This is a genomic window from Phocaeicola intestinalis (assembly GCF_014837065.1).
Lineage (GTDB): Bacteria > Bacteroidota > Bacteroidia > Bacteroidales > Bacteroidaceae > Phocaeicola > Phocaeicola intestinalis.
This window is the reverse complement of record NZ_JACSPP010000003.1, coordinates 63,026-86,088: the sequence shown is the minus strand read 5'-3', so window position 1 is coordinate 86,088 and position 23,063 is coordinate 63,026. Positions and strand designations below refer to the sequence as shown.

Annotated in this window: 17 protein-coding genes; 8 read left to right on the top strand and 9 right to left on the bottom strand. The window is 47.8% G+C overall.

Annotated features, from left to right (window positions below; all coding sequences use genetic code 11):
- The first annotated feature begins 123 nt into the window (after nucleotides 1-123).
- Complete coding sequence (locus tag H9625_RS01675; RefSeq protein WP_191762816.1) at nucleotides 124-417, top strand: hypothetical protein; 294 nt, start codon at nucleotides 124-126, stop codon at nucleotides 415-417.
- 191 nt (nucleotides 418-608) lie between these two features.
- Here the strand turns inward: H9625_RS01675 and H9625_RS01670 are convergent, their stop codons facing one another.
- Nucleotides 609-2,285: a metallophosphoesterase family protein gene (locus tag H9625_RS01670; protein ID WP_191762815.1), complete on the bottom strand. Its 1,677-nt coding sequence runs from the start codon at nucleotides 2,283-2,285 to the stop codon at nucleotides 609-611.
- Between the two features lie 110 nt (nucleotides 2,286-2,395).
- Here H9625_RS01670 and prmA point away from each other — a divergent pair, with 110 nt between their 5' ends.
- Nucleotides 2,396-3,244 carry a 50S ribosomal protein L11 methyltransferase gene (gene prmA / locus H9625_RS01665; RefSeq protein ID WP_087212728.1) on the top strand — a complete coding sequence of 283 codons (849 nt, stop codon included), beginning with the start codon at nucleotides 2,396-2,398 and terminating at the stop codon, nucleotides 3,242-3,244.
- A gap of 86 nt (nucleotides 3,245-3,330) precedes the next feature.
- Here prmA and H9625_RS01660 read toward each other — a convergent pair whose 3' ends face one another.
- Nucleotides 3,331-4,263 (bottom strand): glycoside hydrolase family 25 protein, encoded by a 933-nt coding sequence (locus H9625_RS01660; RefSeq protein ID WP_022040714.1) that lies wholly within the window; start codon nucleotides 4,261-4,263, stop codon nucleotides 3,331-3,333.
- 144 nt (nucleotides 4,264-4,407) lie between these two features.
- Nucleotides 4,408-6,051: a diphosphate--fructose-6-phosphate 1-phosphotransferase gene (locus H9625_RS01655; protein WP_087212730.1), complete on the bottom strand. Its 1,644-nt coding sequence runs from the start codon at nucleotides 6,049-6,051 to the stop codon at nucleotides 4,408-4,410.
- Between the two features lie 215 nt (nucleotides 6,052-6,266).
- Here H9625_RS01655 and H9625_RS01650 point away from each other — a divergent pair, with 215 nt between their 5' ends.
- The 3 genes from H9625_RS01650 to H9625_RS01640 are packed head-to-tail and all read left to right on the top strand — an operon-like array spanning nucleotide 6,267 to nucleotide 10,005.
- Nucleotides 6,267-6,551 (top strand): hypothetical protein, encoded by a 285-nt coding sequence (locus H9625_RS01650; RefSeq protein WP_191762814.1) that lies wholly within the window; start codon nucleotides 6,267-6,269, stop codon nucleotides 6,549-6,551.
- Nucleotides 6,548-7,105 carry a 1-acyl-sn-glycerol-3-phosphate acyltransferase gene (locus H9625_RS01645; protein ID WP_087212733.1) on the top strand — a complete coding sequence of 186 codons (558 nt, stop codon included), beginning with the start codon at nucleotides 6,548-6,550 and terminating at the stop codon, nucleotides 7,103-7,105. The genes H9625_RS01650 and H9625_RS01645 overlap by 4 nt, the downstream gene beginning before the upstream one ends.
- Nucleotides 7,106-7,131: 26 nt before the next feature.
- Complete coding sequence (locus H9625_RS01640; protein WP_191762813.1) at nucleotides 7,132-10,005, top strand: golvesin C-terminal-like domain-containing protein; 2,874 nt, start codon at nucleotides 7,132-7,134, stop codon at nucleotides 10,003-10,005.
- An 11-nt stretch (nucleotides 10,006-10,016) separates the two neighbouring features.
- On the opposite strand, the gene nudC is transcribed toward H9625_RS01640, so the two are convergent.
- The 6 genes from nudC to H9625_RS01610 form a co-directional block, all read right to left on the bottom strand.
- Nucleotides 10,017-10,820 carry an NAD(+) diphosphatase gene (gene nudC / locus H9625_RS01635; protein WP_191762812.1) on the bottom strand — a complete coding sequence of 268 codons (804 nt, stop codon included), beginning with the start codon at nucleotides 10,818-10,820 and terminating at the stop codon, nucleotides 10,017-10,019.
- Nucleotides 10,821-10,930: 110 nt separating this feature from the next.
- Complete coding sequence (locus tag H9625_RS01630; RefSeq protein ID WP_191762811.1) at nucleotides 10,931-13,063, bottom strand: Tex family protein; 2,133 nt, start codon at nucleotides 13,061-13,063, stop codon at nucleotides 10,931-10,933.
- 383 nt (nucleotides 13,064-13,446) lie between these two features.
- Nucleotides 13,447-14,055, bottom strand: a complete 609-nt coding sequence (locus H9625_RS01625) for a response regulator transcription factor (RefSeq protein ID WP_022040721.1) — start codon at nucleotides 14,053-14,055, stop codon at nucleotides 13,447-13,449.
- Complete coding sequence (locus H9625_RS01620; protein ID WP_087212216.1) at nucleotides 14,052-14,747, bottom strand: hemerythrin domain-containing protein; 696 nt, start codon at nucleotides 14,745-14,747, stop codon at nucleotides 14,052-14,054. Before H9625_RS01620 ends, H9625_RS01625 begins: the two co-directional genes overlap by 4 nt.
- A 260-nt stretch (nucleotides 14,748-15,007) precedes the next feature.
- Nucleotides 15,008-15,379, bottom strand: a complete 372-nt coding sequence (locus H9625_RS01615; protein ID WP_191762809.1) for a hypothetical protein — start codon at nucleotides 15,377-15,379, stop codon at nucleotides 15,008-15,010.
- 107 nt (nucleotides 15,380-15,486) lie between these two features.
- Nucleotides 15,487-16,872, bottom strand: a complete 1,386-nt coding sequence (locus tag H9625_RS01610) for a threonine/serine exporter family protein (RefSeq protein WP_191762808.1) — start codon at nucleotides 16,870-16,872, stop codon at nucleotides 15,487-15,489.
- 221 nt (nucleotides 16,873-17,093) lie between these two features.
- Here H9625_RS01610 and H9625_RS01605 point away from each other — a divergent pair, with 221 nt between their 5' ends.
- The 3 genes from H9625_RS01605 to H9625_RS01595 are packed head-to-tail and all read left to right on the top strand — an operon-like array spanning nucleotide 17,094 to nucleotide 22,826.
- Nucleotides 17,094-18,287 (top strand): efflux RND transporter periplasmic adaptor subunit, encoded by a 1,194-nt coding sequence (locus tag H9625_RS01605; RefSeq protein ID WP_191762807.1) that lies wholly within the window; start codon nucleotides 17,094-17,096, stop codon nucleotides 18,285-18,287.
- Nucleotides 18,288-18,317: 30 nt separating this feature from the next.
- The gene (locus tag H9625_RS01600; protein WP_022040727.1) at nucleotides 18,318-21,428 is read left to right on the top strand and encodes an efflux RND transporter permease subunit; all 3,111 of its coding nucleotides are present in this window, start codon (nucleotides 18,318-18,320) and stop codon (nucleotides 21,426-21,428) included.
- Between the two features lie 12 nt (nucleotides 21,429-21,440).
- Nucleotides 21,441-22,826 (top strand): efflux transporter outer membrane subunit, encoded by a 1,386-nt coding sequence (locus H9625_RS01595; RefSeq protein ID WP_022040728.1) that lies wholly within the window; start codon nucleotides 21,441-21,443, stop codon nucleotides 22,824-22,826.
- Nucleotides 22,827-23,063: the final 237 nt, after the last annotated feature.

Genomic DNA, 23,063 nt, shown 5'->3' with positions numbered 1-23,063 from the left:
TAAAATGCGGATATTCATTAAATGATTTCTAGACGATGTGCACATCGTCTCTACTATGATGACATCCGCAAATAGCTCATGTAGGGACGTATTGGGAAAAGGCGGACATTCAAATTGAAGAATATGGAAAAGTTACAGAGATTGCCTTTTAAGGCACGTAAGGCTGTCTTCGAGAAACTGGAGCAGATAGTGGACATTGCCGCCATGAGCAAGGAAGACCGCATGAAATATGAAGCAAGCCTTAAAGTTTACCGCGACCAGTTGGTAACGATAGAATATGCACGGCAGCAAGGCTTTGCAGAAGGTGAAGCGGAAGAACGCCTTAAAAACGCCCGTGGCATGAAAGCCGCAGGCATTGCTCCTGACTTAATAGCACAAATTACGGGGCTTCCCCTTGAAACGGTTGAGGGGCTGTAAGCAGATATTACACTGCCACATAATAAGATCAGGAAATATAAAGAGGAAAATATATTATATTGAGTGGCTATCCGCAAACATCCCATGTAGGGGCGGGGTTAGCCCACCTGTATGCGTCCATGTAAATGTTTTCGGGCAGGCAGACCCTGCCCCTACATGTGATGTTGCAGAATTCAATAAAACCGAAGCCTTTATTCCACATCTGTTATCCGGTCGGTATCCAAGTCAATGTAAAAATGGATACTCGGCTCTCCATGCAGGAAGCATTCGAATATATCGGCTATCTCACACAGACGGGTTGTCAACTCATCGCCAGCACCTGACCTGCGCACAGCCTTGAACAACTCATCGTACTCCTTCAGGCGCTTATTCGAAATCTGACGTAAGGCTAGCTTATCGGCATAACGCAAACGGTACAAATCGACAATCACATCATGTCCCGTCCAGTCGGTTCCCCATCCAGTCTGTGCTTCCTTGCCTGTCACATACGTCCAAAGCTGCGCTCCATTCATAGTTACCATTTTCTGACGCACTATCTCCGGGAGGTCTTGCGGTATGAAACGCACACGCACCAAGTCGCGGAACTGCCAGTCACAAAACTCCGCATAGTTTTCTGATGCCAGTGCTTCCCTACTCCATACCGGAGACTTACCTGCCTGCCTGTCATAAGCATATTCCTTCTCATACAAACCAAACAGACTGTCGAAACCTGGGACACTATCCAGCAATACCGTTTCCACTTCGAAATGTTCCGCATCTTCAGCTGTAAGAATCTTATAAGCCGGGACACACGTAGCAATGGAAGGTACCTGAATGTTGTACAAACATTTGCCATTCTTTCCGCGCATCACTCCCGTATCATTTACATGCATGTGTCCTGCCACGTGCAGCCTGATGCCGGCTTCCAGAAAGGCTTCTGTCACTTCTTCGTCCGGCACCCGATGCAAATCGAATTTCCTGCTTCCCCAAGCCTTGCGTACTAATCCGGAAGCTCCATCGTTGAAATCCACTAACGGATAATGCGAATAAGTCACCAAAATTTTATTTCTTCGCTTCGCCTCGGCTACCACTTTCCGTACCCACGGGAGCAAAAAAGCCTTATGTTTCAATACATTATTATAGCCTACACTGGAGCCTTGGTAAGTCTGTACGCCGTTTTTCACCGCACCGGGCAGATAGACTCCTCCGTCAATGGCAAGCAACCACAATCCCTGTACAGGCTCGACCAAATAACTGGCATCCGTAGCCTGCAAGGAATCGCACAATGTATATTGCCGCCGGTCTAAAGCCCCTTCGCGCAAGGCTTCCTGATAATTATAATCTTCGTACCGGTAGGAAGTAAAAGGGGTTTCCCAATACACATATCCGGGTTGGGGATAAAATCCAAATGCTGCATAGCAGTGCATCTCGTCGGCATATCCTGCACATCGGTTTTCCTGTGTAGTACGGCTTCCGTCGGCACGGAGAAAACCTTGCTCCTCATTTTGCATACCGAACGGACGGACTGGGTCATGATTTCCCGTCGTCACAAAAAACTGTATGCCGTACCGCCTATGATAAGTATCGAGTATCTCCCTGATTTTTTCCTGATTGACAAATTGACCGTTATCAGTCAAGTCCCCGGGAAGCACTGCCAGCGTAATGCCCCTCCTTGCCACATCATCAAGTGCTGCTATCAAGGCGTAATAGTTTTCATTAAACAAGCGGGTGGACTGCACCTGCATTTCCATCGAACGCACCAGTTCGGGATGGTCTGCAATGTTTTGGATATGCGCATCGGATATAAAAGCTACCCGCTGTTGGCCGACGGCAGTCAGACTCCCTCCACTTAAAAAGAGCAAAGCCCATAAATAATTACGAATCTTCATAAGTAGATGTTGATAATAAGCGCGACAAAGATACAAATTCTCTTCTTCTGTTTATCACTATCACACAAATTATATTACCTTTGCCTGCTACTAACCAATACTTTTCTTTTATGAAATACATTGAAGTTACAATGAAGGCACAACCGTGCAACGAAACCATTACAGATGTGCTGGCGGCATTGACAGCGGATATCGGATTCGAAAGCTTCGTACCCTGCGAAGAAGGAATGCAGGCCTACATTCCCAAAGCGCTGTTCGATGAAGAAGCATTAAAAAATGTGCTGACTGATTTCCCGATTCCCAACGTGTGTCTCTCCTATACCCTTACCGAACCGGAAGATAAAGACTGGAACGAAGAATGGGAAAAGAATTTCTTCCAACCCATCGTGATAGACAACCGTTGCGTGATACACAGCACCTTTCATACGGATTACCCAAAAGCCGAATACGACATTGTCATCAATCCGCAAATGGCTTTTGGAACAGGACACCACGAAACCACCAGTTCCATTCTTGCCGAACTGCTGGATGCCGACCTGAAAAACAAATCGGTACTTGATATGGGATGCGGCACATCCATTCTTGCTATCCTTGCCAGTATGCGCGGAGCCAATCCGGTAACTGCCATCGACATAGATGACTGGTGCGTAAACAATTCGCGCGACAACATTGCCTTGAATCACATAAACAACATCCATGTAGAACTAGGTGACGCTTCACTGCTGAAAGGACGCAAACCTTTTGATGTCATCATAGCCAACATCAACCGTAACATCCTGCTTGCCGACATGCCTGCATATACAGCATGTATGCATCCGGGGTCGGAACTCTATATGAGCGGATTTTATATAGAAGATATTCCTGCCATCCAAGAAAAAGCTGAAAGTCTGGGTATGGAATTCGTACATTACCGAGAAAAAAACCGCTGGGTAGCCGTAAAGTTCATCAAGCGAATCTAAGAAACTGGTCGTGTAAACCGTCATCCGGGGAAACACGACCTGGTATCTTCAAGTAGCTAATTATAAGTAGGAACTGTCTTGAACTCCTAAAGTCTGAAAAATACAGAATCGGGAAGAATAGTCATCTGCTTCAACTCGTCCAAAGTTCCGTTAAACACATTCAGGTCTACCTGCTCCTTGATGCCAGGCAAACTTCCGCCATCGGTATGTTGCCAAAATTTCCATTTACCTTCATAACGTACCGAATCTACATAATAATGAGCTATCCAATAGGGATAAGTATTGAATATCGAATCGTTCAGGTAACGCTCCTTGAACTTGTAAGAAGCATACAGAATGGGCTTTACATGGTAGTGTCGCTCTATTATCCCTAACCATGTCTTTACCCCTTTCCTGAGTGCATTTTCATCATCGCCCACCTTTTCGATATCAAGTACCGGAGGCAAATCGCCCGGTTCCAGTTTGACCGAACGGATAAAAAAAGCAGCCTGACGCGCTGCGTCTGTTTTCGGATTAAAGAAATGATAGGCTCCCCGAATAAAGCCATACTGACGTGCACAATTGAAATTACGAATAAATGTGGTGTCGCTGAAATCGCCCCCTTCTGATGCTTTCATAAAGACAAAACGTACAGGAAAAGGCGCATATTGTGTTTTTCGGAGTTCCTCCCAGTTGATATCCCCCTGATGATGCGACACATCAAAACCATGCACCGTATATCCAGCCGGAAGACAGACACCATAGGCTTTTGTTCCGTAACAAGGCTTCCATCGGTATGCATACGGACGGATAAACAGGTAATAAAAACCGATTACAACCAAAGCTGCCATCCCTCCCATCACCACATAATTCAACCATACCGGCAAACTCAAGCGAATTTTCTTCTTCGGCCGGTTCTTCTTGCCGGATGGTCTCCTCTTCTTACCCGTTCCAACCGGATTCCGTGAAGGAGCCTTTGTCTTTGTCCGCACAGTCCGACTGGAAGAGCCTGTGTGTGTAACAGATGGTTCTTTTACCATAAAAATAAATGCCTATCTTTTCACAAAAGGAATGTATCCAAACAGACAAAGAAAACGAGCCGGACAGCCTGCAAAAACATCTTTTCACAGCACTACCGACCCGTTCGCTTATCTACATTGGCATATCTCTAACTCGTCTTATTCTTATTTCTGGTGTTCCAGCTGCAAAGTCTTGGTCGGCTGGTCACATACTTCTGTAGGACCGAAATACTGAATCGGACCCGGATATACGTATGCCGTTTCTTTTGCCCACGTATCGCGTACAGCAGCAAATGCCTTAAACGGAGCTCCGTCTAACTTAACCAATGCTTTCTGGATAACAGGTTTCATTTCCCCGTGACGACGTTCCATGTTCATCATCATTGTGATAGGCACACCACCTGCAATCCATTCTTCTGCAGGAGCAGTCAGATTGCGTACGGAAGACATGTATCCGGTCTTTCCGTTTGCAATCAATACGGCTGCTGTATAACCCAACGAATAGCAATAGTCTGCATCAAAGTTGGAAGGAGCCGCGCAACGTCCTTCATAGCCGAAGAAATGATGCTGTGCAGAGAACTTGCCAGCAAACTTGCCTTCTGCTTTCCAGGCAGCCAACTTCTTGCCCACCATTTCCGATAACAGTTTTTCCGTCTCAATCAAAGAAACCTGTACGTTTCCATGCGGGTCACGGTCAAGCGTCAACTGGCGTGCAACGCCTTCGGGCAATGAAGCATAAACAGCAGCATTGTCTGCCGACAGTTTGCTGATGATATATTCACGTTGTTTATTGGGCTCGACAGCAGCATACTCGTCAGCATGTACAGCCAGGAAGTCGTTCAATTCTGCTATCAACTTCTTCATTGCAGGGATAAACTCGATCAAACCTTCCGGAACCAGCACCGTACCGAAATTGTTTCCCTCGGCAGCGCGGGCAACTACTGCATTGGCGATATAAGTCACGATATCATCCAAAGACATATTCTTGGCTTCCACCTCTTCCGATATCAAGCAAATGTTCGGCTGAGTCTGCAAAGCGCATTCCAATGCGATGTGAGAAGCAGAACGTCCCATCAACTTAATGAAATGCCAGTACTTGCGTGCCGAATTACAGTCGCGTTCGATGTTACCGATTACTTCCGAATAAGTCTTGCAGGCAGTATCAAAACCAAATGAAGTCTCTATCATATCGTTCTTCAAGTCACCGTCGATGGTCTTCGGGCAACCAATTACCTGAATGCCATAATTCTTGGCAGCATAATATTCGGCCAACACACATGCATTCGTATTCGAATCGTCACCACCGATAATAACCAGTGCCTTAATGCCCAATTCTTTCAAGATTTCGTATCCTTTTTCGAATTGATCTTCCTTTTCCAGTTTTGTACGTCCTGAACCGATGATATCAAAACCACCTGTATTACGGTATTCATCGATGACATCGGCAGTCAGTTCTTTATAATTATGGTCTACCAAACCGCCAGGACCCAAGATAAATCCGTACAGTCTGTTGGCTGGATTCATCTTTTTGATACCGTCGAACAGACCGGAAATCACATTGTGTCCGCCCGGAGCCTGTCCACCCGAAAGGATGACACCTACATTTACCGGAGCAAATTCTTTCTGTTCGCCTTCTACGAACTTCAACAAAGGCATACCATAGGTATTGGGGAACAATTTCTTGATTTCCTCCTGATCGGCTACAGACTGGGTAGCTTCTCCTTCTACTACCTTTACAGCACCTTTCAATGCTTTAGGCAATTTCGGCTGATAAGCAGCTCTTGCAATTTGTAATGCACTTTTCGTCATAATTGTTTATATTTTAAAAAGGTGTATATAAGTTATTCACTTTTTCTGCTTCGCAAATTTCGTTTTTTTTTTTGTAACGACAAAAATGTCTGTAATAAAAAATCACCCGACAAGAGTTTTGAAAGATTTTTTCGCAAAGAAAGCGGTAAATTCAAACAAAAACATTATCTTTACCCCACAATCAATACTCAATTTATCTAAAAAGGAATATCATTATGGCTAAAAGAAGAGACTTAAAGAAATTCGTGAAGTACACATCCGATCACGTAACAAGCCTTATCTTATGGGAAATGGCTGTGGCATCCGATGAAAAGCGTCCGGCATACGACCAGCTTTTAAATGAAATCGTCTGCCTGTACCACGATATCGTGGGACGTATCAGCCACACCGAACCGGGAAGTGTCAAACCATTCTACAAAAAGCTGAAAGAAGACTTTAAGGAGGGAATCAACGCCATTATCGGCAAGATTGACGAATTAGCAGACGGAAAAACGGAATGAAACAAGCACTCTGCCGCTTCATCTATTATAAGGTATTAAGGTGGAAGTCGCGTGTATCTGTCCCCGACTTCGACAAGTGCATCTATTGTGCCGCTCCACATACCACCAATTGGGATTTGCTCATCGGAAAGCTGTTCATTTCAGCCATCGGACGCGATTCCGGATTTATGATGAAGAAAGAATGGTTTTTTTTCCCGTTGGGAATCTTATTCCGATGGATGGGCGGTATACCCGTCCATCGGGATAAACATACCTCGCTGGTTGAACAGATGATTCAAAAAATAAAACAAAGCACGAAATTCCATCTGGCCATTACCCCCGAAGGGACACGCTCGGCAAATCCCAACTGGAGAAAAGGCTTTTACTACATCGCAGCAGGAGCAGACATTCCAATTATCCTGGTAGGTATCGACTACCAGCGGAAATGTATCTTTGCCGAACGTTATCTCTATGCCAGTGGAGATATAGAAACCGACATGCGCGAAATCAAACTTTATTTCAGACATTTCAAGGGCAGACATCCCGAAAAATTCGAGTTAGGAGAACTGGGATGACAGGGATGTAAACACATATATTTCCTATGAAACAACTATACCTCACTCTCTTCTTTTTCCTTTCCTTCTTCCATGCACCGGCACAAAGCCTGGAGAAAAACGTGGAGAAACGGCTTGAAGACTTCTTTGCAAACTACCAGACCCACTACGCCGACATCGGAACATGCCGGCTGGACCATTTCATTATCGACCATCAAAAGAAAACTCTTGCTATCTACGCCAATGATGTATTCGGTTATCAACCTTTCACCGAAGAAAACACAACGGCTATCTATCGCCAACTGAAACAACTTCTGCCCGGACCAGCAAACTATTACACACTGACCCTATATACCGACGGGCAACCTATCGAAAACCTTGTACCGAACGCCTTCCGCAATAAACAGAAAGACAAAACACGGCTATACGGAAAAACAGCATACCGGGGCGAACCGTGGGTGAGCAACCTATCGAAAGCCTACCGACCCAGCCAAGGTCTGGAAGGCAAACACATTGCACTCTGGCAAAGCCACGGAAAGTTTTACAAGAACGATACACACAAATGGTGCTGGCAACGTCCGCGCCTGTTCGGCACTACCGAAGACCTCTACACCCAATCCATCGTAGTGCCTTATCTGATTCCAATGTTGGAAAATGCAGGAGCCATAGTATTTACCCCTCGTGAACGCGACAGACAACCTCATGAAGTCATCGTAGACAACAACATCTCCACCCCCAGAAGCAAATACCTGGAAGTAAACTACAAGAAAAAATGTGTATGGCAAACAACATCGTTGCCTGGATTTGCACAAAAACGCACGACATACACCGACGGACAAAACCCTTTCCGCGAAGGCACAGCCCGGTTTATCCCCACTCACAAGAAACCTGAAAAAGCGTTTGCCGAATGGATTCCCTACATCCCCGAGAAAGGCCGGTATGCCGTTTACATCAGTTATCAATCTCTTCCTGAAAGCGTTACTGACGCACGTTATCTTGTATTCCATAACGGCGGAGTGACCGAATTTAAGGTAAACCAGCGTATAGGTGGAGGCACCTGGGTCTATCTGGGTACCTTCGAATTCGATCAAGGTATGAACGATTACGGCATGGTGGTACTCAGCAACGAAAGTTCGCAAAAAGGTGTCGTGTGTGCTGATGCCGTACGCTTCGGGGGAGGAATGGGAAACATTGCACGGCAAGGACAAACCAGCGGCATGCCACGATGGGCGGAAGGTGCACGTTATTGGGCACAATGGGCAGGCATGCCTTACTCCATCTACAGTAAAAGCGAAGGTGAAAACGATTACAACGATGATATCAATGCCCGCTCACTTATGCTCAATTACCTGAGCGGCAGTTCCGTCTACAACCCACAGGAAAAAGGACTTGGCATTCCATTCGAACTGAGTCTTGCCCTACACAGTGATGCCGGCTTCAAGCCAGACAACAGCTTGGTAGGCTCACTTGGCATCTATACCACCCGCTTCAATGAAGGGAAGCTGGCTTGCGGTATTTCACGCTATGCCTCGCGCGACCTTGCCGACATGCTCCTCACAGAACTGCAACGGGATATCAGTTCGCGCTTCGGCATCCAGTGGGCAAGACGCTCCTTGTGGAACCGTAACTATAGTGAGACCCGGCTGCCTGCTGTGCCTTCAGCCATATTGGAAACCCTGTCGCACCAAAATTTCGCCGACTTAAAATTAGGATACGAACCAGCTTTCAAGTTTACCACAGCACGTTCCGTATACAAAACCCTGCTGAAATACCTTGCCGACATGCACGATGAACAATATACTGTGCAACCTCTCCCTGTGACGCATTTCGCCATCGATGAAGGAAAAAAGAAAAATACTTTCACTCTCCGGTGGATACCAACAGAAGACCCTCTCGAACCTACTGCCAAGGCACAAAGTTACATTGTCTACACCCGCATAGGAAGAGGAGGATTCGACAACGGAGTCTACGTACGCGAACCCCAATACACATTTCAGGCAGAACCGGGCATCATTTACAGTTTCTACGTCACAGCAGTTAATCGAGGCGGAGAAAGCTTCCCCTCCGAAATTCTGTCGGCATACAAGGCAAAACATAGCAAAGGAACAGTCTTGATAGTAAACAGTTTCCACCGTACCAGCGCACCTGCCACCATCGAAACCACTACGCTACAAGGTTTCGACTTAAAAGCCGACCCCGGCATACCTTATATCGGCACAACCGCCTTCTGCGGATACCAACAAAGTTTCGAACGCAGCCGCATCGGAATAGAAACTGAAGGCGGACTAGGGTACAGCGGAAATGAACTGGAAGGAAAATACATCGCCGGTAATACATTTGACTATCCCTTTATCCATGGTAAAGCTATCCAAATGGCAGGCAACTGGTCATTCGTATCGTGCAGTGACGAGACATTGGAAAGTGGTTCGACCCAATTGCAACACTATCCAATCGTTGACCTTATCCGTGGAGCAGAAAACCAACCGCTCAGCCTTCACGTGCAACAAGCATTGACCGACTATTGCCACTCTGGAGGAAATTTGCTGCTTAGTGGCACATATACCGGAAGCCAACTAGGCAGCGATACTTTCCTACAGAACACCTTGAAATACAACTATGGAGGAAGCATGCGTCATTCGTCCACCAACAAAATCCAAGGCAACAACCTGAATTTCCACATAGCCCGTGAAGCTAATGCCGAAATTTATGCTGTTCCTTCGCCCGAAAGTTTGGCACCCGTATCCGATGCTTTTTCCGTCTATCTCTATGCCGGTTCTGAAGCCAGTGCCGCCATTGCCTACAAAGGTAACCATCGCATCTTTGCCCTCGGCTTTCCTTTCGAATGTATCCAAGAAGAAAAAGCACGCACCCAACTGATGCAAAGCGTCCTCACTTTTTTCACATCGCCCAATGAATACTAGTCCATAACCCTTTAGTCATTAAGTTTTCCTTCCAGCCAAGCGTCTATCAGCCGGCGGGCTATGCTCAGTTTCTTGGGAATCTCGGGCAGGCACGATTTGTGGTAGAAGGCTCCCGCACTCAGCTCTTCATCCTGAAGCTTGATGGTGCCGCTCTCGTACTCGGCGGAATAGCCTATCATAATGCCGCTGGGATAGGGCCACGGCTGGCTCCCGAAGTATTTCAGGTTCTTGATGGTAAGCCCCGTTTCCTCCATCACTTCGCGCCGCACACATTCTTCGAGCGTTTCGCCCGGCTCGAGAAATCCCGCTACCAGCCCCTTGAAGGTGCCACGGAAATTGCGCGCATGCACCAAGAGCACTTCGTCTTCGCCCCGCTTGATGAGCACGATGATGGCAGGCGATATGCGCGGATAAATTTCCATACCGCACACGGGACACCGCTTGGCAATGGGCGCCACCTGTCCGGCAGGCGCTCCGCAACGGGGACAGAACCTGCTGTCGCGGTCCCACGTCAGTATCTCCGAGGCTTTCCCCGCCATCCGGTATTCGTCCCAGGGCAATACGTCGAACGAGGCACGCAGGTCTTTCATCCGACGGGGACTTTCATCATCCCCTTCGATGGGTACCGCCAGGGCGTATGCCTTTGCCGCACACCCGTCCATCACGCCTATCTCGTGCACGGTACTCCCTTCGGGTATAGCTGCCGGCGGCTCTGTGCCCACGGGGATATGCCACCCGCCGGCCCGTTTCTCAATCAATACCTGCCCTTCGTAAAAAGCAAACCAATAACAATTGTTCTCTATTTGTTCTTCCATAATTATTCCTATTTGTCATATATTTCACCACAAAGGACGCAGAGGAACACAGAGGAAAAAATTAAAAAACTCTGTGTTCCTCTGCGTCCTCGTGTGGTGAAAAAAATCAATCATTTTTCTTTCATTGTCAGTTGGATGCGCCTGCGCTCCCTGTCTACGCTCAACACCCGCACACGTACCTGCTGATGGATGCTTACCACGGTGGTGGGGTCGCTCACAAAATAGTCGGCAAGCTGGGATACGTGCACCAGCCCTTTTTCCTTGATGCCGATATCCACGAAGCACCCGAAGTTGGTGATGTTGGTCACGATGCCCGGCAGTTCCATGCCCTCGCACAGGTCGTCAAGGGTATGCACGTTAGGGTCGAAACAGAATGCCTCCAACCGCTTGCGCGGGTCGCGTCCCGGCTTCTCCAGCTCGTGCAGGATATCGGTCAAGGTGGGGATGCCTACCTCGTCTGTCACATAGTCTTCCATCCGGATACGCTCACGGAGCGACTTGTCCGCTATCAAGTCGGAGACGGCACATTTCAGGTCTTTCGCCATCTGCTCTACAATGGGATAGCTTTCAGGATGCACCGCCGAATTATCGAGGGGATTGCCGGCGTTCGGGATGCGGAGGAAACCCGCACATTGCTCGAACGCCTTCGCACCCATACGGGGCACGTCCAGCAGCTCCTTCCGCGAGCGGAAAGGTCCGTGAGCGGTACGGTAGTCCACGATGTTCTGCGCCAATGCCGGACCCAGCCCTGACACATACGTGAGCAGATGCCGGCTTGCCGTATTGACATTCACGCCCACCAGGTTGACGCAGCTCTCCACGGTGCGGTCGAGCGCCGCTTTCAGCTTCGTCTGGTCCACATCGTGCTGGTACTGTCCCACCCCGATAGACTTGGCATCGATTTTCACCAGTTCGGCAAGCGGGTCTATCAGCCTCCTGCCGATAGACACAGCCCCGCGCACCGTCACATCATAGTCGGGAAATTCCTCGCGGGCGGTCTTCGAAGCCGAATAAACGGAAGCCCCATCCTCGCTTACCACAAACACTTGCACCTCGCGCCCGAAGCGCAACGCATTGACAAACTGTTCCGTCTCCCGGCTCGCCGTGCCGTTGCCGATGGCTATCGCCTCCACCTTATATTGCTCCACCAGCGTCGTCAGCTTACGTGCCGCCGCCTGCCGCTCGGATTTCGGCGGATGCGGATAGACCGTATCGTTGCAGAGCAGGGCGCCTTGCGCGTCGAGGCAGACCACCTTGCATCCCGTGCGGTATCCGGGGTCGATGCCCATCACCCGCTTCTGCCCCAACGGAGGAGCAAGCAGCAGCTGGCGCAGGTTTTCGGCAAACACGCGGATGGCTTCCTCGTCGGCACGCTCCTTGCTGGTGCCGGAAAACTCGGTCTCGATAGCAGGCTTAAGCAAACGCTTGTAAGCGTCCGCCACCGCCTCTGCCACCTGCGCCGAACAGGCATTGCCGCCCTTCACGTAGCGGCGCTCCAGCCCCCGGATGCATTCCTCGTCGTCTTCGGGCGTGATGCTCACCTTCAGGATGCCTTCCGCCTCCCCTCTCCGCAAGGCAAGCAGGCGGTGCGAAGAACAACGCTTCAAAGATTCGGAAAAATCGAAATAGTCGCGGTACTTCTGCGCCGCCTCGTCCGCCTCTTTTCCCTTCACCACCTTCGAAACGATGACTCCCCGCCGGGCGAAGCATCCGCGCACCAGGCTGCGTGCCCGTTCGTCTTCGCTCACCTGCTCGGCGATAATGTCACGCGCCCCTTTCAAGGCCTCTTCCTCATCCTTCACCTCGCCTTTTACGAAGGCATGCACACGTGCGTCCAAACGGTTCTCGCGCTGTATCAGAAGCAGCGCCGCCAGCGGTTCCAGCCCTTTCTGGCGCGCCATTTCGGCACGTGTCTTGCGCTTGGGCTTGTAGGGCAGGTAAATGTCTTCCAGTTCCGTGGCATCCCAGCAGGCATCTATCCGCGCACGGAGTTCAGGGATAAGCTTTCCCTGCCCCTCAATGGTAGAGAGCACGGTTTCTTTCCGTTTCGCCAACTCGCGCAACTTCTCGTTACGCGCCTGTATCTCGCCTATCTGCACTTCGTCCATTCCGCCGGTGGCTTCCTTGCGGTAGCGGCTGATAAAGGGGATGGTGGCGCCGCCCTCCAATAGTTTCAATGTATTTTCTACGCGATGCGCGGGCAGCTTGAGTGCCCGTGCTATCATTTCGCTGAAGTTTTCCATAATTCGTCGTTCTGTATTTTCGGATGGCAAAGATAAGAGTTTTCAATTGATAATCGACTATTTTAATTTATCATGCGCTGATTAGGAATGGGTTTTTAAAGCATTTTCGCTTCTGTGATAAAGCAAACAACAGCTATCTGAAGAAAAGACACTGATTATCTTTATTGGCAGAAAGAATTATCCGATATCGGAAAGAAAATTACCCCCTATATGCGCGTACTCCCCGCGAATCACTTCGCAGGGAGTGCCCAACTAATAACTAACTTTTTACTTTTGTGGTTTACGTAATTTCATATGACTAACGCTGCAAAGATACCGGCTTTCAGACATTCAGACAATACCTACATATAGGTATTTTAGAAACATTCCAAACAATAGTCCAATTACAACTTCATCTTTACCTCGCTTAACTCAACCAACTTGTTGACAATGGCATAAATTGTCAGACCTGCCGCCGAATGTATCTGCAGCTTACGGGTGATGTTTCGCCGGTGCGTAATGACCGTATGTACCGAAATGAAAAGTTTCTCGGCTATTTCCTTGTTGGTCATTCCGCGCACCACACAGCAGATAATTTCTTTCTCCCGCTGACTCAAGGCATCCTGATCGGCATCTTCATCGTCTGTAAAATTCATCAACACCGAAATCTTCTTTTCCAATGATTCTATATCTTCGAACAGATTGATACTCTCATCATATCCCTTCAAACGGTTCGAATCAACAAACGAACTCAACAAAGCTACTAATTTAATGTCCAATGATTGGTAACATTCTCTGAAAGCCTCTACATCGAACCAGCCTTCGAACTGTGGATTTATTATCAGCAATTGCGGGCTATGCGCTTCCATACAGTGTTGCAAACCTTCTTGCGATGTTACTTCCACAGTTTGAACATTCAGGTCCGGCAAACGTTTCAGCACTGTAACCAACCCGCTCCGGACAATGACTGAAGTCTCGGCTACAGCCACCAGTATGTTTTCCTCTGATTTCATTTTACCCCCTTTTCCAACTCCATTATAGCAGGGACGAACAGGTAATCTTCTACCCGATTGTGCGATGCCAGATCCTCTTCACAACAAAATATGTCAAATAATGTTGCATTCAACAATTGATTGTCTCCATTGGCCGGATAGTATTTGATAATAATATTTTTCAACTCGGTCAACTTAACATTAATTTGGTCATGATGACGGGCAAACACTCCGATACTGAATTCTTCAGTCTTCTTTCCTTCCAACAAATCTCTCACATAAGTAAAGACTTGTTTATTCTCATATTCCATGTGCTTCCTCACTTCTCCCACATAATCGTCAAAGAACTGAAGAATCAGATACGATACCTTGTCGCTTAATGAAAAGTCAATTGCTTCTATTAACTTCTTCCGGATAGAGGGGAGCTGAAAATCGAGGAAATACGAATGGGCACGTTGCAAATAATCCATCAATGCCGGCACAGAAAGTCGTGCCAGATGGTCCTGCATCCGGTCGTTCTCCTCTGTCAGAAAATTAACCACAATCAGAAATGTGGGACAATCCACCCCGTTCATGTCACATACTTCCTGAACAGACTTGTCACCAAATCCTAAAGATACTCCAAAACGGCTCAACACCTGCAGCAACGCATAATTCTCACAGATCAAGTCGCTCATCTTATCGGTCGGCTTATATGTTTTGGGTTTACACATAACAAAAAATGAATTCATAATTGATTTCTGTTTGCAAAGTAAGACAATCCACGGGAATCGGTCAATCCCCATTTATAGGTATATTTATTAACGTGTGCATTTTTGTCGCTTGTCATATTTGTCAAGCCGGATTTACGCCCATACATTTTATGTCCATCGGTTGCTTTTCCAAGCCAAACCAGAACATCAGTTTAGTCTGAAAATCCAATCCGCATAGCTGCCTTGCTTGTAAGATTATTAATCTTCATGCCGAAAGATTATTAATCTTCACGCTGTAAGATTAATAATCTTACAAACGGCGCAGCTATATTGCGGAAAGACCAAAGCCTGCTTGTCATGCCGGATGTGTAACCCGGCGTAATTGAAGAAGCGGATTGGCGATCCAGCGTGACACTGGCAACAGGAGTGACACCGGCAGTGTGTATCCCATTAAAAATGCACAATTGCACACCGCTCAAAGTATAAGAAGCTGTTTTGAATTTCTCCAAAAAGTTTTTCTTGGCTTGATGTATCCGTTTCCGTGTGTGCTTTGGGCGATTTTTTGGTCCTTTTCGCTCCTGTTCTTCGTCAGATAGCCCGCTATCTTCCTCATCACAGAAGCGAAAATGCCTCAAAAACTCATCCCAAATCATCGCACGATAAATTCAAAACAGCTTCTAAAAATGAAGAATGAAGAATTCCAGGCGAAACAATTCTTCATTCTTCATACTTCATACTTCATTCTTTATCAAAAAAAGCTTTACCATTCGACAAACTTTCCCCGCTTGTGGCGTTCTTCCAATATTTCCGCCAAATGTTTGTTCTTGGACGAAGCAATATACTTACGACCAAAAATATTCGGGATAGCAACCCCCACGGAAATGCAAAGAATAACCAATCCCGAATTTACTCCACTTTCAATAGCTTTCATCAACGGAGTAACCCCTTCAAGATTCTGCACATTCATATTGATGAGCCCGAAAAGCATTCGATACATCAATACTCCCGGAATCATCGGGATAACCGAAGGAATGGTCAGTACGTGATTGGGGACATGAAACCAGTGAACCGCCTTTACAGCTATCAGGCTGACCAGCAAAGCACCGGTGAACGAACCGACCACCAATCCCATGTCCAGACCGATGTTGTTGGTACTCGGTCCAAGATTGACAAAGTTACGTGTACAAACAGCCAAAATACCTCCGATAGCTACTACCCAAAGCAAACGACGCTGAATGTTAAAAATCATAGAGAATCCCATTGCCGAAATGGCAGCCGCCAAGGCATATTCCCAATACTCGTGGTGCGGCACCATGCTGATGGTCGGGAAAAAGTTGTCGATGGCACACAATTTCACAGCAAATGCAATACCAAAAGCCATGGCTCCCATCATCAGAAGCGTATTGACAGCCCGCACAATACCCACCTGGATAAAATTGTCGAGCATATCATCCACAAAATTTATCAAAGGAACTCCTGGAACGATAAACAAAGCACACGCCAACAGCGGATGCCAAGGTGTATTAGTCCACGTTTCGGGAAGGTAAGTAGAAGCCCATGCAATCATAGTGGCAACAAAAGCCGCAATAGCAATACCCACATAGCCATTCAGACCTGACTCATTACATTTCTGACGCACGCGCATACCGATAATCGCTGCAATTGAAGCATACAAGAATGCCATCCAGTCGCATCCGAACTGAATGCAGAATCCGCCACAGGCAAATCCGGCACCGACAGCTGTCTGCAAAGGAGTATAGTTCCGTTTCTTGATACGGATTTTTTCCAGCTCCTCCTCATATTGGTCGAGCGTATAATCGTTCTCTATCGCCCTCCAGGAAAGTTTGCTCACTTCCGAAATGGCAGTCATGTTCACTCCATGTCCGTTGATACGCTGAAATTTGGTGAACGAAAAGTTTTCATCACTCACATTCACCATCAACATCGTAAATCCGATGTTGATATGCAGTTTCTCTTCCGGAATACCCAGATAAGCGGCTGTCCGCTTCATGTTTCTCATAATCCGGTTGGTATCCGCCAAACTTTCCACCAAAAGCTTTCCGGTACGGAGCAAAAGGTCTACCCGACGATGCAACATCTGGTCGTGGGCTTTCAAAGTCGTTTCTAAATGTTCCTCTAAATTCATTTTGTCTAAATTTAATTCCGGCCGCAAAGGTATGAAAAATATCCCTAGTTCCCGCTATCTCAGTGTAGAGAAATTCCACAATCTTCGCCAGAAATTCCCCAAGACACAAATTTGCATGCAGGATTTAGCTTTCTGATTCTCAATATATAAAAATTTATCGTATCTTTGGCACAAGTATTGTTTGTCCTTTACGGCATCTAACCCATAAACTTAAAATTCGTATGAGACGCTTTTTAACAAAGAAAGATTTGAAACTGAAGAAAAAACAAACCATCTACACCATTATCGGTGTCGTTGTAATTATAGGAATATACCTGTTCCTGACACGAGAGAAAAAGACAGAACCAGAAGCGCCTATTGTCAGTGTAGCTCCGGCTCAACAACAAGACGTAGAGATTTACGGCGAATATGTCGGACGCATACGCGCCCAACAATTTGTAGAGGTACGCGCACGCGTGGAAGGCTTTCTGGAACAAATGCTGTTCGAGGAAGGAACACAAGTAAAACGCAATCAAGTCCTGTTCATCATCAATCAAGACCAATACCAAGCCAAAGTGGATAAGGCACGTGCCCAACTAAAAAAAGACGAAGCAACGGCACGCAAGGCAGAGCGCGACCTGAACCGTATCCGCCCGCTTTATGAACAACGGGCTGCCAGCCAATTGGACCTTGACAACGCCACGGCTGCCTACGAAACCGCTGTAGCCAGCGTAGGCATGAGCCAGGCAGACCTTGACCAGGCAGAACAGGAACTAAGCTACACCGTAGTGCGTTCGCCGATAACCGGACAAATCAGCGAACGTCACGTCGACCTCGGTACCTTGGTCGGCACATCAGGCAAGTCTCTGCTGGCCACCATCGTAAAAAGTGATACCGTATTGGTGGATTTCAGCATGACAGCACTCGATTACCTGAAAAGCAAGGAACGGAACATCATCATCGGCCAGAAAGATTCTACCCGTTCTTGGCAACCAACTGTCACTATCACCCTCCCCGACAACACGGTATATCCTTACAAAGGACTGGTAGACTTCGCCGAACCGCAGGTAGACCCCAAAACCGGAACATTCTCCGTACGTGCAGAAATGAGCAATCCCGAACATGTATTGCTGCCCGGACAGTTTACAAAAGTAAAGCTGCTGCTCGACGTACGCGAAAATGCCACAGTAGTTCCCCAAAAAGCATTGATTATTGAAAAGGGAGGTGCATATATCTACGTGATGCGCAAAGACTCTACAGCTGAAAAACGTTTCATCGAATTGGGACCGGAATTTGGCAACAATGCAGTAGTAGAACGCGGACTGATACCGGGAGAAAACATTGTAGTAGAAGGTTACCACAAGCTGAGCCCGGGCATCAAGATGCGTATAGGCACAACCCCGATAGAAAAAGAAGAAGAAAATAAGGATGAATAAATCGCACAATCACCAAAACGTATTCACAAAATGAAAGTAAGTTTCTTTATCGACCGGCCAGTCTTTTCAATCGTCATCTCTATATTGATAGTCATCATCGGTGTCATCGGACTTACCATGCTGCCTATCGACCAATATCCGCAAATTACGCCACCTGTGGTAAAAATCAGTGCATCTTATCCGGGTGCGAGCGCACTCACGGTATCACAAGCCGTCGCAACCCCGATAGAACAAGAACTGAACGGTACACCAGGCATGCTTTATATGGAGTCGAACAGTTCCAATTCCGGAGGATTCTCGGCAACAGTCACCTTTGACATCTCGGCAGACCCCGACCTTGCTGCCGTGGAAATTCAGAACCGCATCAAACTGGCCGAATCACGTCTGCCAGCCGAAGTGGTACAGAATGGTATCGAAATCGAGAAACAAGCCGCCAGCCAGCTGATGACTATCTGCCTGACTTCAAGCGATCCCAAGTTTGACGAAATCTACTTGAGTAATTTTGCTACCTTGAATGTACTCGACCTGCTGCGCCGTATACCAGGAGTAGGACGCGTATCCAACATCGGAAGCCGTTACTATGCCATGCAAATCTGGCTGGACCCTGCCCGTCTTGCCAATTTCGGTCTCACCGTACAAGACGTACAAAATGCCTTGAAAGACCAGAACCGTGAATCGGCTGCCGGTGTATTGGGACAACAACCCGTTACCGGTCTCGACATTACTATCCCGATAACGGCACAAGGGCGTCTGTCAAGTGCTGCCCAATTCGAAGAAATCGTGTTGCGTGCCAACCCCGACGGTTCACTGATACGCATGCGGGACGTGGCGCGTGTATCGCTCGAAGCCCAGTCATACAATACTGAGAGTGGTATCAACGGAGGCAATGCCGCCGTATTAGGAGTCTACATGCTGCCAGGTGCCAACGCCATGGAAGTAGCAGAACGTGTGAAAGCCGCCATGGATGAAATCAGCAAGAATTTTCCGGAAGGCATGAAATACGAAGTACCTTTCGACATGACATCTTATATATCCGAATCCATCCACGAAGTATACAAGACCCTGTTCGAAGCCTTGTTCCTCGTCATCGTGGTAGTGTTCCTTTCGCTACAAAGTTGGCGTGCGACTCTGATTCCTACCATAGCCGTTCCTATCTCATTGATCGGTACTTTCGGCTTTATGCTCATTTTCGGCTTTTCGCTGAACATCCTGACTCTGCTAGGTTTGGTACTGGCCATCGGACTGGTAGTGGATGATGCCATCGTAGTAGTCGAAAACGTAGAACGTATTATGGAAGAAGAACACCTCAGCCCTTACGAAGCTACCAAAAAAGCAATGGACGGTCTGACCGGAGCCTTGATTGCCACCTCTATGGTACTGGCTGCCGTATTTGTTCCAGTCAGCTTCCTTTCCGGCATTTCAGGACAATTGTATCGACAGTTCAGTATCACCATTGCAGTATCTGTACTGCTATCCACCGTCGTGGCACTGACACTCAGCCCTGTGATGTGCTCACTGATTCTACGTCCACAAGACCCGAACAAACCCAAGAACCGTGTGTTCCGGGCTATCAACAAATGGCTGGACATAGGCAATCATAAATATGTAGGCGGCATCAGCCGGCTCATCAAAAACCCTAAACGCGTGACGGCAGGATTCGGTATGGTCATCGTTTTCATATTCGTGCTCTACCGGCTGATACCAACCAGTTTTCTCCCAACGGAAGACCAGGGATATTTCACCGTCGAACTGGAAATGCCAGAAGGTACTACACTGGAACGTACCCGCGAAATTACCAACCGTGCCGTAGCCTTCCTGATGAAAGATCCTGCTGTAGAATATGTACAAAGCGTAGCAGGTTCCAGCCCGCGTGTCGGTACCAGCCAGGCACGCACCACGCTTACGGTCATCTTGAAAGAATGGAAAGAACGTGACAACACTACCATTGAACAAATCATGGCAGATGTGCAGAACGAGTTCAAGAAATACCCTGAATGCAAGGTTTACCTCTCCACACCACCTGTCATTCCCGGCTTAGGTACCTCCGGAGGTTTTGAAATGCAGCTGGAAGCCCGTGGAGATGCTACGTACGACAATCTGGTGGCTGCTGCAGACACGCTTATGTACTACGCCTCGCAACGCAAAGAGCTGAGTGGACTGTCGTCTTCATTGCAGGCGGAAATCCCTCAACTTTATTTCGACGTAGACCGTGACAAAGTAAAATTGTCGGGCGTACCGATGGCCGATGTTTTCACAACAATGAAAGCTTATACCGGATCGCTTTATGTGAACGACTTCAATATGTTCAACCGTATCTACCGTGTGTACATCCAGGCTGAAGCACCTTACCGTGAACATCGTGACAACATCAACCTGTTTTTCGTGCGGGGAAGTTCCGGCGATATGATTCCATTAACGGCATTGGGCAATACCGAATATACCACCGGTCCCGGAAGTATCAAACGTTTTAATATGTTCAACACCGCCATCATCCGCGGAACAGCCGCCCACGGTTACAGTTCAGGACAAGCAATGGAACTTATCGAGCAACTGGCTAAAGAACATCTGCCCGACAACATCGGAGTAGAATGGAGTGGACTTTCCTACCAGGAAAAACAGGCAGGCGGACAGACCGGTATGATTCTGACACTGGTATTCCTCTTCGTCTTCCTTTTCCTGGCAGCCCTGTATGAAAGCTGGAGCGTGCCAGTCGCCGTACTGCTCTCCTTGCCGGTAGCCGCTTTGGGAGCATATGCCGGTGTCGCCTTATGCGGATTGGAAAATGATACGTATTTCCAGATTGGCCTGGTAATGCTGGTCGGACTGGCTGCCAAAAACGCCATCCTGATTGTAGAGTTTGCCAAAGACGAAGTAGACAAAGGAAAAGATGTAATAGAAGCTGCGCTGCACGCATCACATTTACGTTTCCGTCCCATCCTGATGACCTCACTCGCCTTTATTTTGGGCATGGTGCCACTGGTCATTGCGAGCGGACCGGGTTCTGCCAGCCGTCAAGCCATCGGCACGGGCGTATTCTTCGGAATGATTGTGGCTGTAACAGTAGGTATTTTCCTGGTTCCTTTCTTCTTCGTGATGATTTACAAGGCAAAAAACAAACTCAAAGTGAAACATACTCATTAATTGCTGCAACCTATGAAAGTAACAAAACTCACATATTATTTCCTTTGCATCATCTTGGCAACCTCACTCTTGGCTAGTTGCCAGATAGGGAAACATTATTCACGTCCCGAACTGAACCTGCCCCATACCCTGGACAGTCTTAGCGTAGACACCGCTTCAATAGGTGACTACGCCTGGGAAAAAATCTATACCGACACGACCCTGCAGGCACTGATACGCAAAACACTGACCTACAACAAGGACATGCTGATAGCTGCCTCACGGGTGAAGGAACTGGCAGCACGTAAGCGCATTGCCATCGGAGATATGCTGCCCCAAATCGGACTGCGCGTCTACGCCGAGCGTGAACGGGAAAACTATGGTGGCAATCACTACTCACAAGACGACGAATTCGACCTGAAAGGTACCATGAGCTGGGAAATTGACCTTTGGGGTAAACTGCGTTGGGCAAAAGACAAAAGCGTAGCCGACCTCATCGGGTCAATAGAAAACCAACGGGCATTGAAAATGAGCCTGGTAGCCGAAGTGGCACAAACCTACTTCGAACTGGTGGCCCTCGACAATGAACTTGCCATCGTGCGCCAAACCGTAGATGCGCGACGCGAAAGTCTCCACCTGGCACGCATCCGCTACGAAGGAGGACTGACTTCAGAAACCGCCTTCCGGCAAGCACAAGTGGAATTGGCACGTACAGCCACACTGGTTCCCGACCTTGAACGTCAGATTACGTTAAAAGAAAACGACATAGCTTTCCTGACCGGCGACTATCCACACCACATCCGGCGCACAGCATTGCCCGAAGACGTATTGTTGCCAGCCAGTCTGCCTGTAGGGCTGCCGTCCAGCCTATTGGAACGCCGCCCCGACATCCGCGAAGCAGAACAGGCACTGATAGCAGCCAATGCCGAGGTAGGTATTGCCTTCACCAGCCTGTTCCCCAGTCTGACCTTGAATGCCAGCTACGGAGGCGAGAGCGATGTGCTCAGCGAACTGCTGAAATCTCCCTGGCACCTGCTCAGTGCCAACCTACTACAACCGGTCTTCAGTTGGGGTAAGAACCGTGCCCGACTGAAAGCACAAAAAGCCGCTTTGGAAGGAGCTACCCAAGCCTATGAGAAAGTAGTGCTCAACGCTTTTAAAGAAGCCTACAATGCCATTGCCGACTTCAACAAAAGCAAGGAAATCTATGAAACCCGCCTCCGCTTGGAACAAGCATCGAAAAGTACCCTCGATCTCGCTCAGCTGCAATACATCAATGGTGTGATCGGCTATATGGACCTGCTGGATGCACAGCGTGGTTATCTTAATGCGCAAATCGGACTTAGCAATGCTGTACGTGACAAGCAAATCACCGTTGTCCGCCTATACAAAGCATTAGGAGGCGGATGGAAAAACTGACATTATACTTCCGCAGCACTTATTGATGCATTTTGTCGATGTCATTATAGAAGGTGTATCAAAATGAAAGTTGATTTTTATTTTGATACACCCTCATCATCTCTACGGAAACGGTGTGAAAGGTTCAAGGAAATGCAACACTATAAATGCCCCCTCAAACGAACATAAGTGATACGACTGACTTACTTATGTGAAACGCCCAAGTTACTTATGTGAAACACCCAACTCACTTATGTT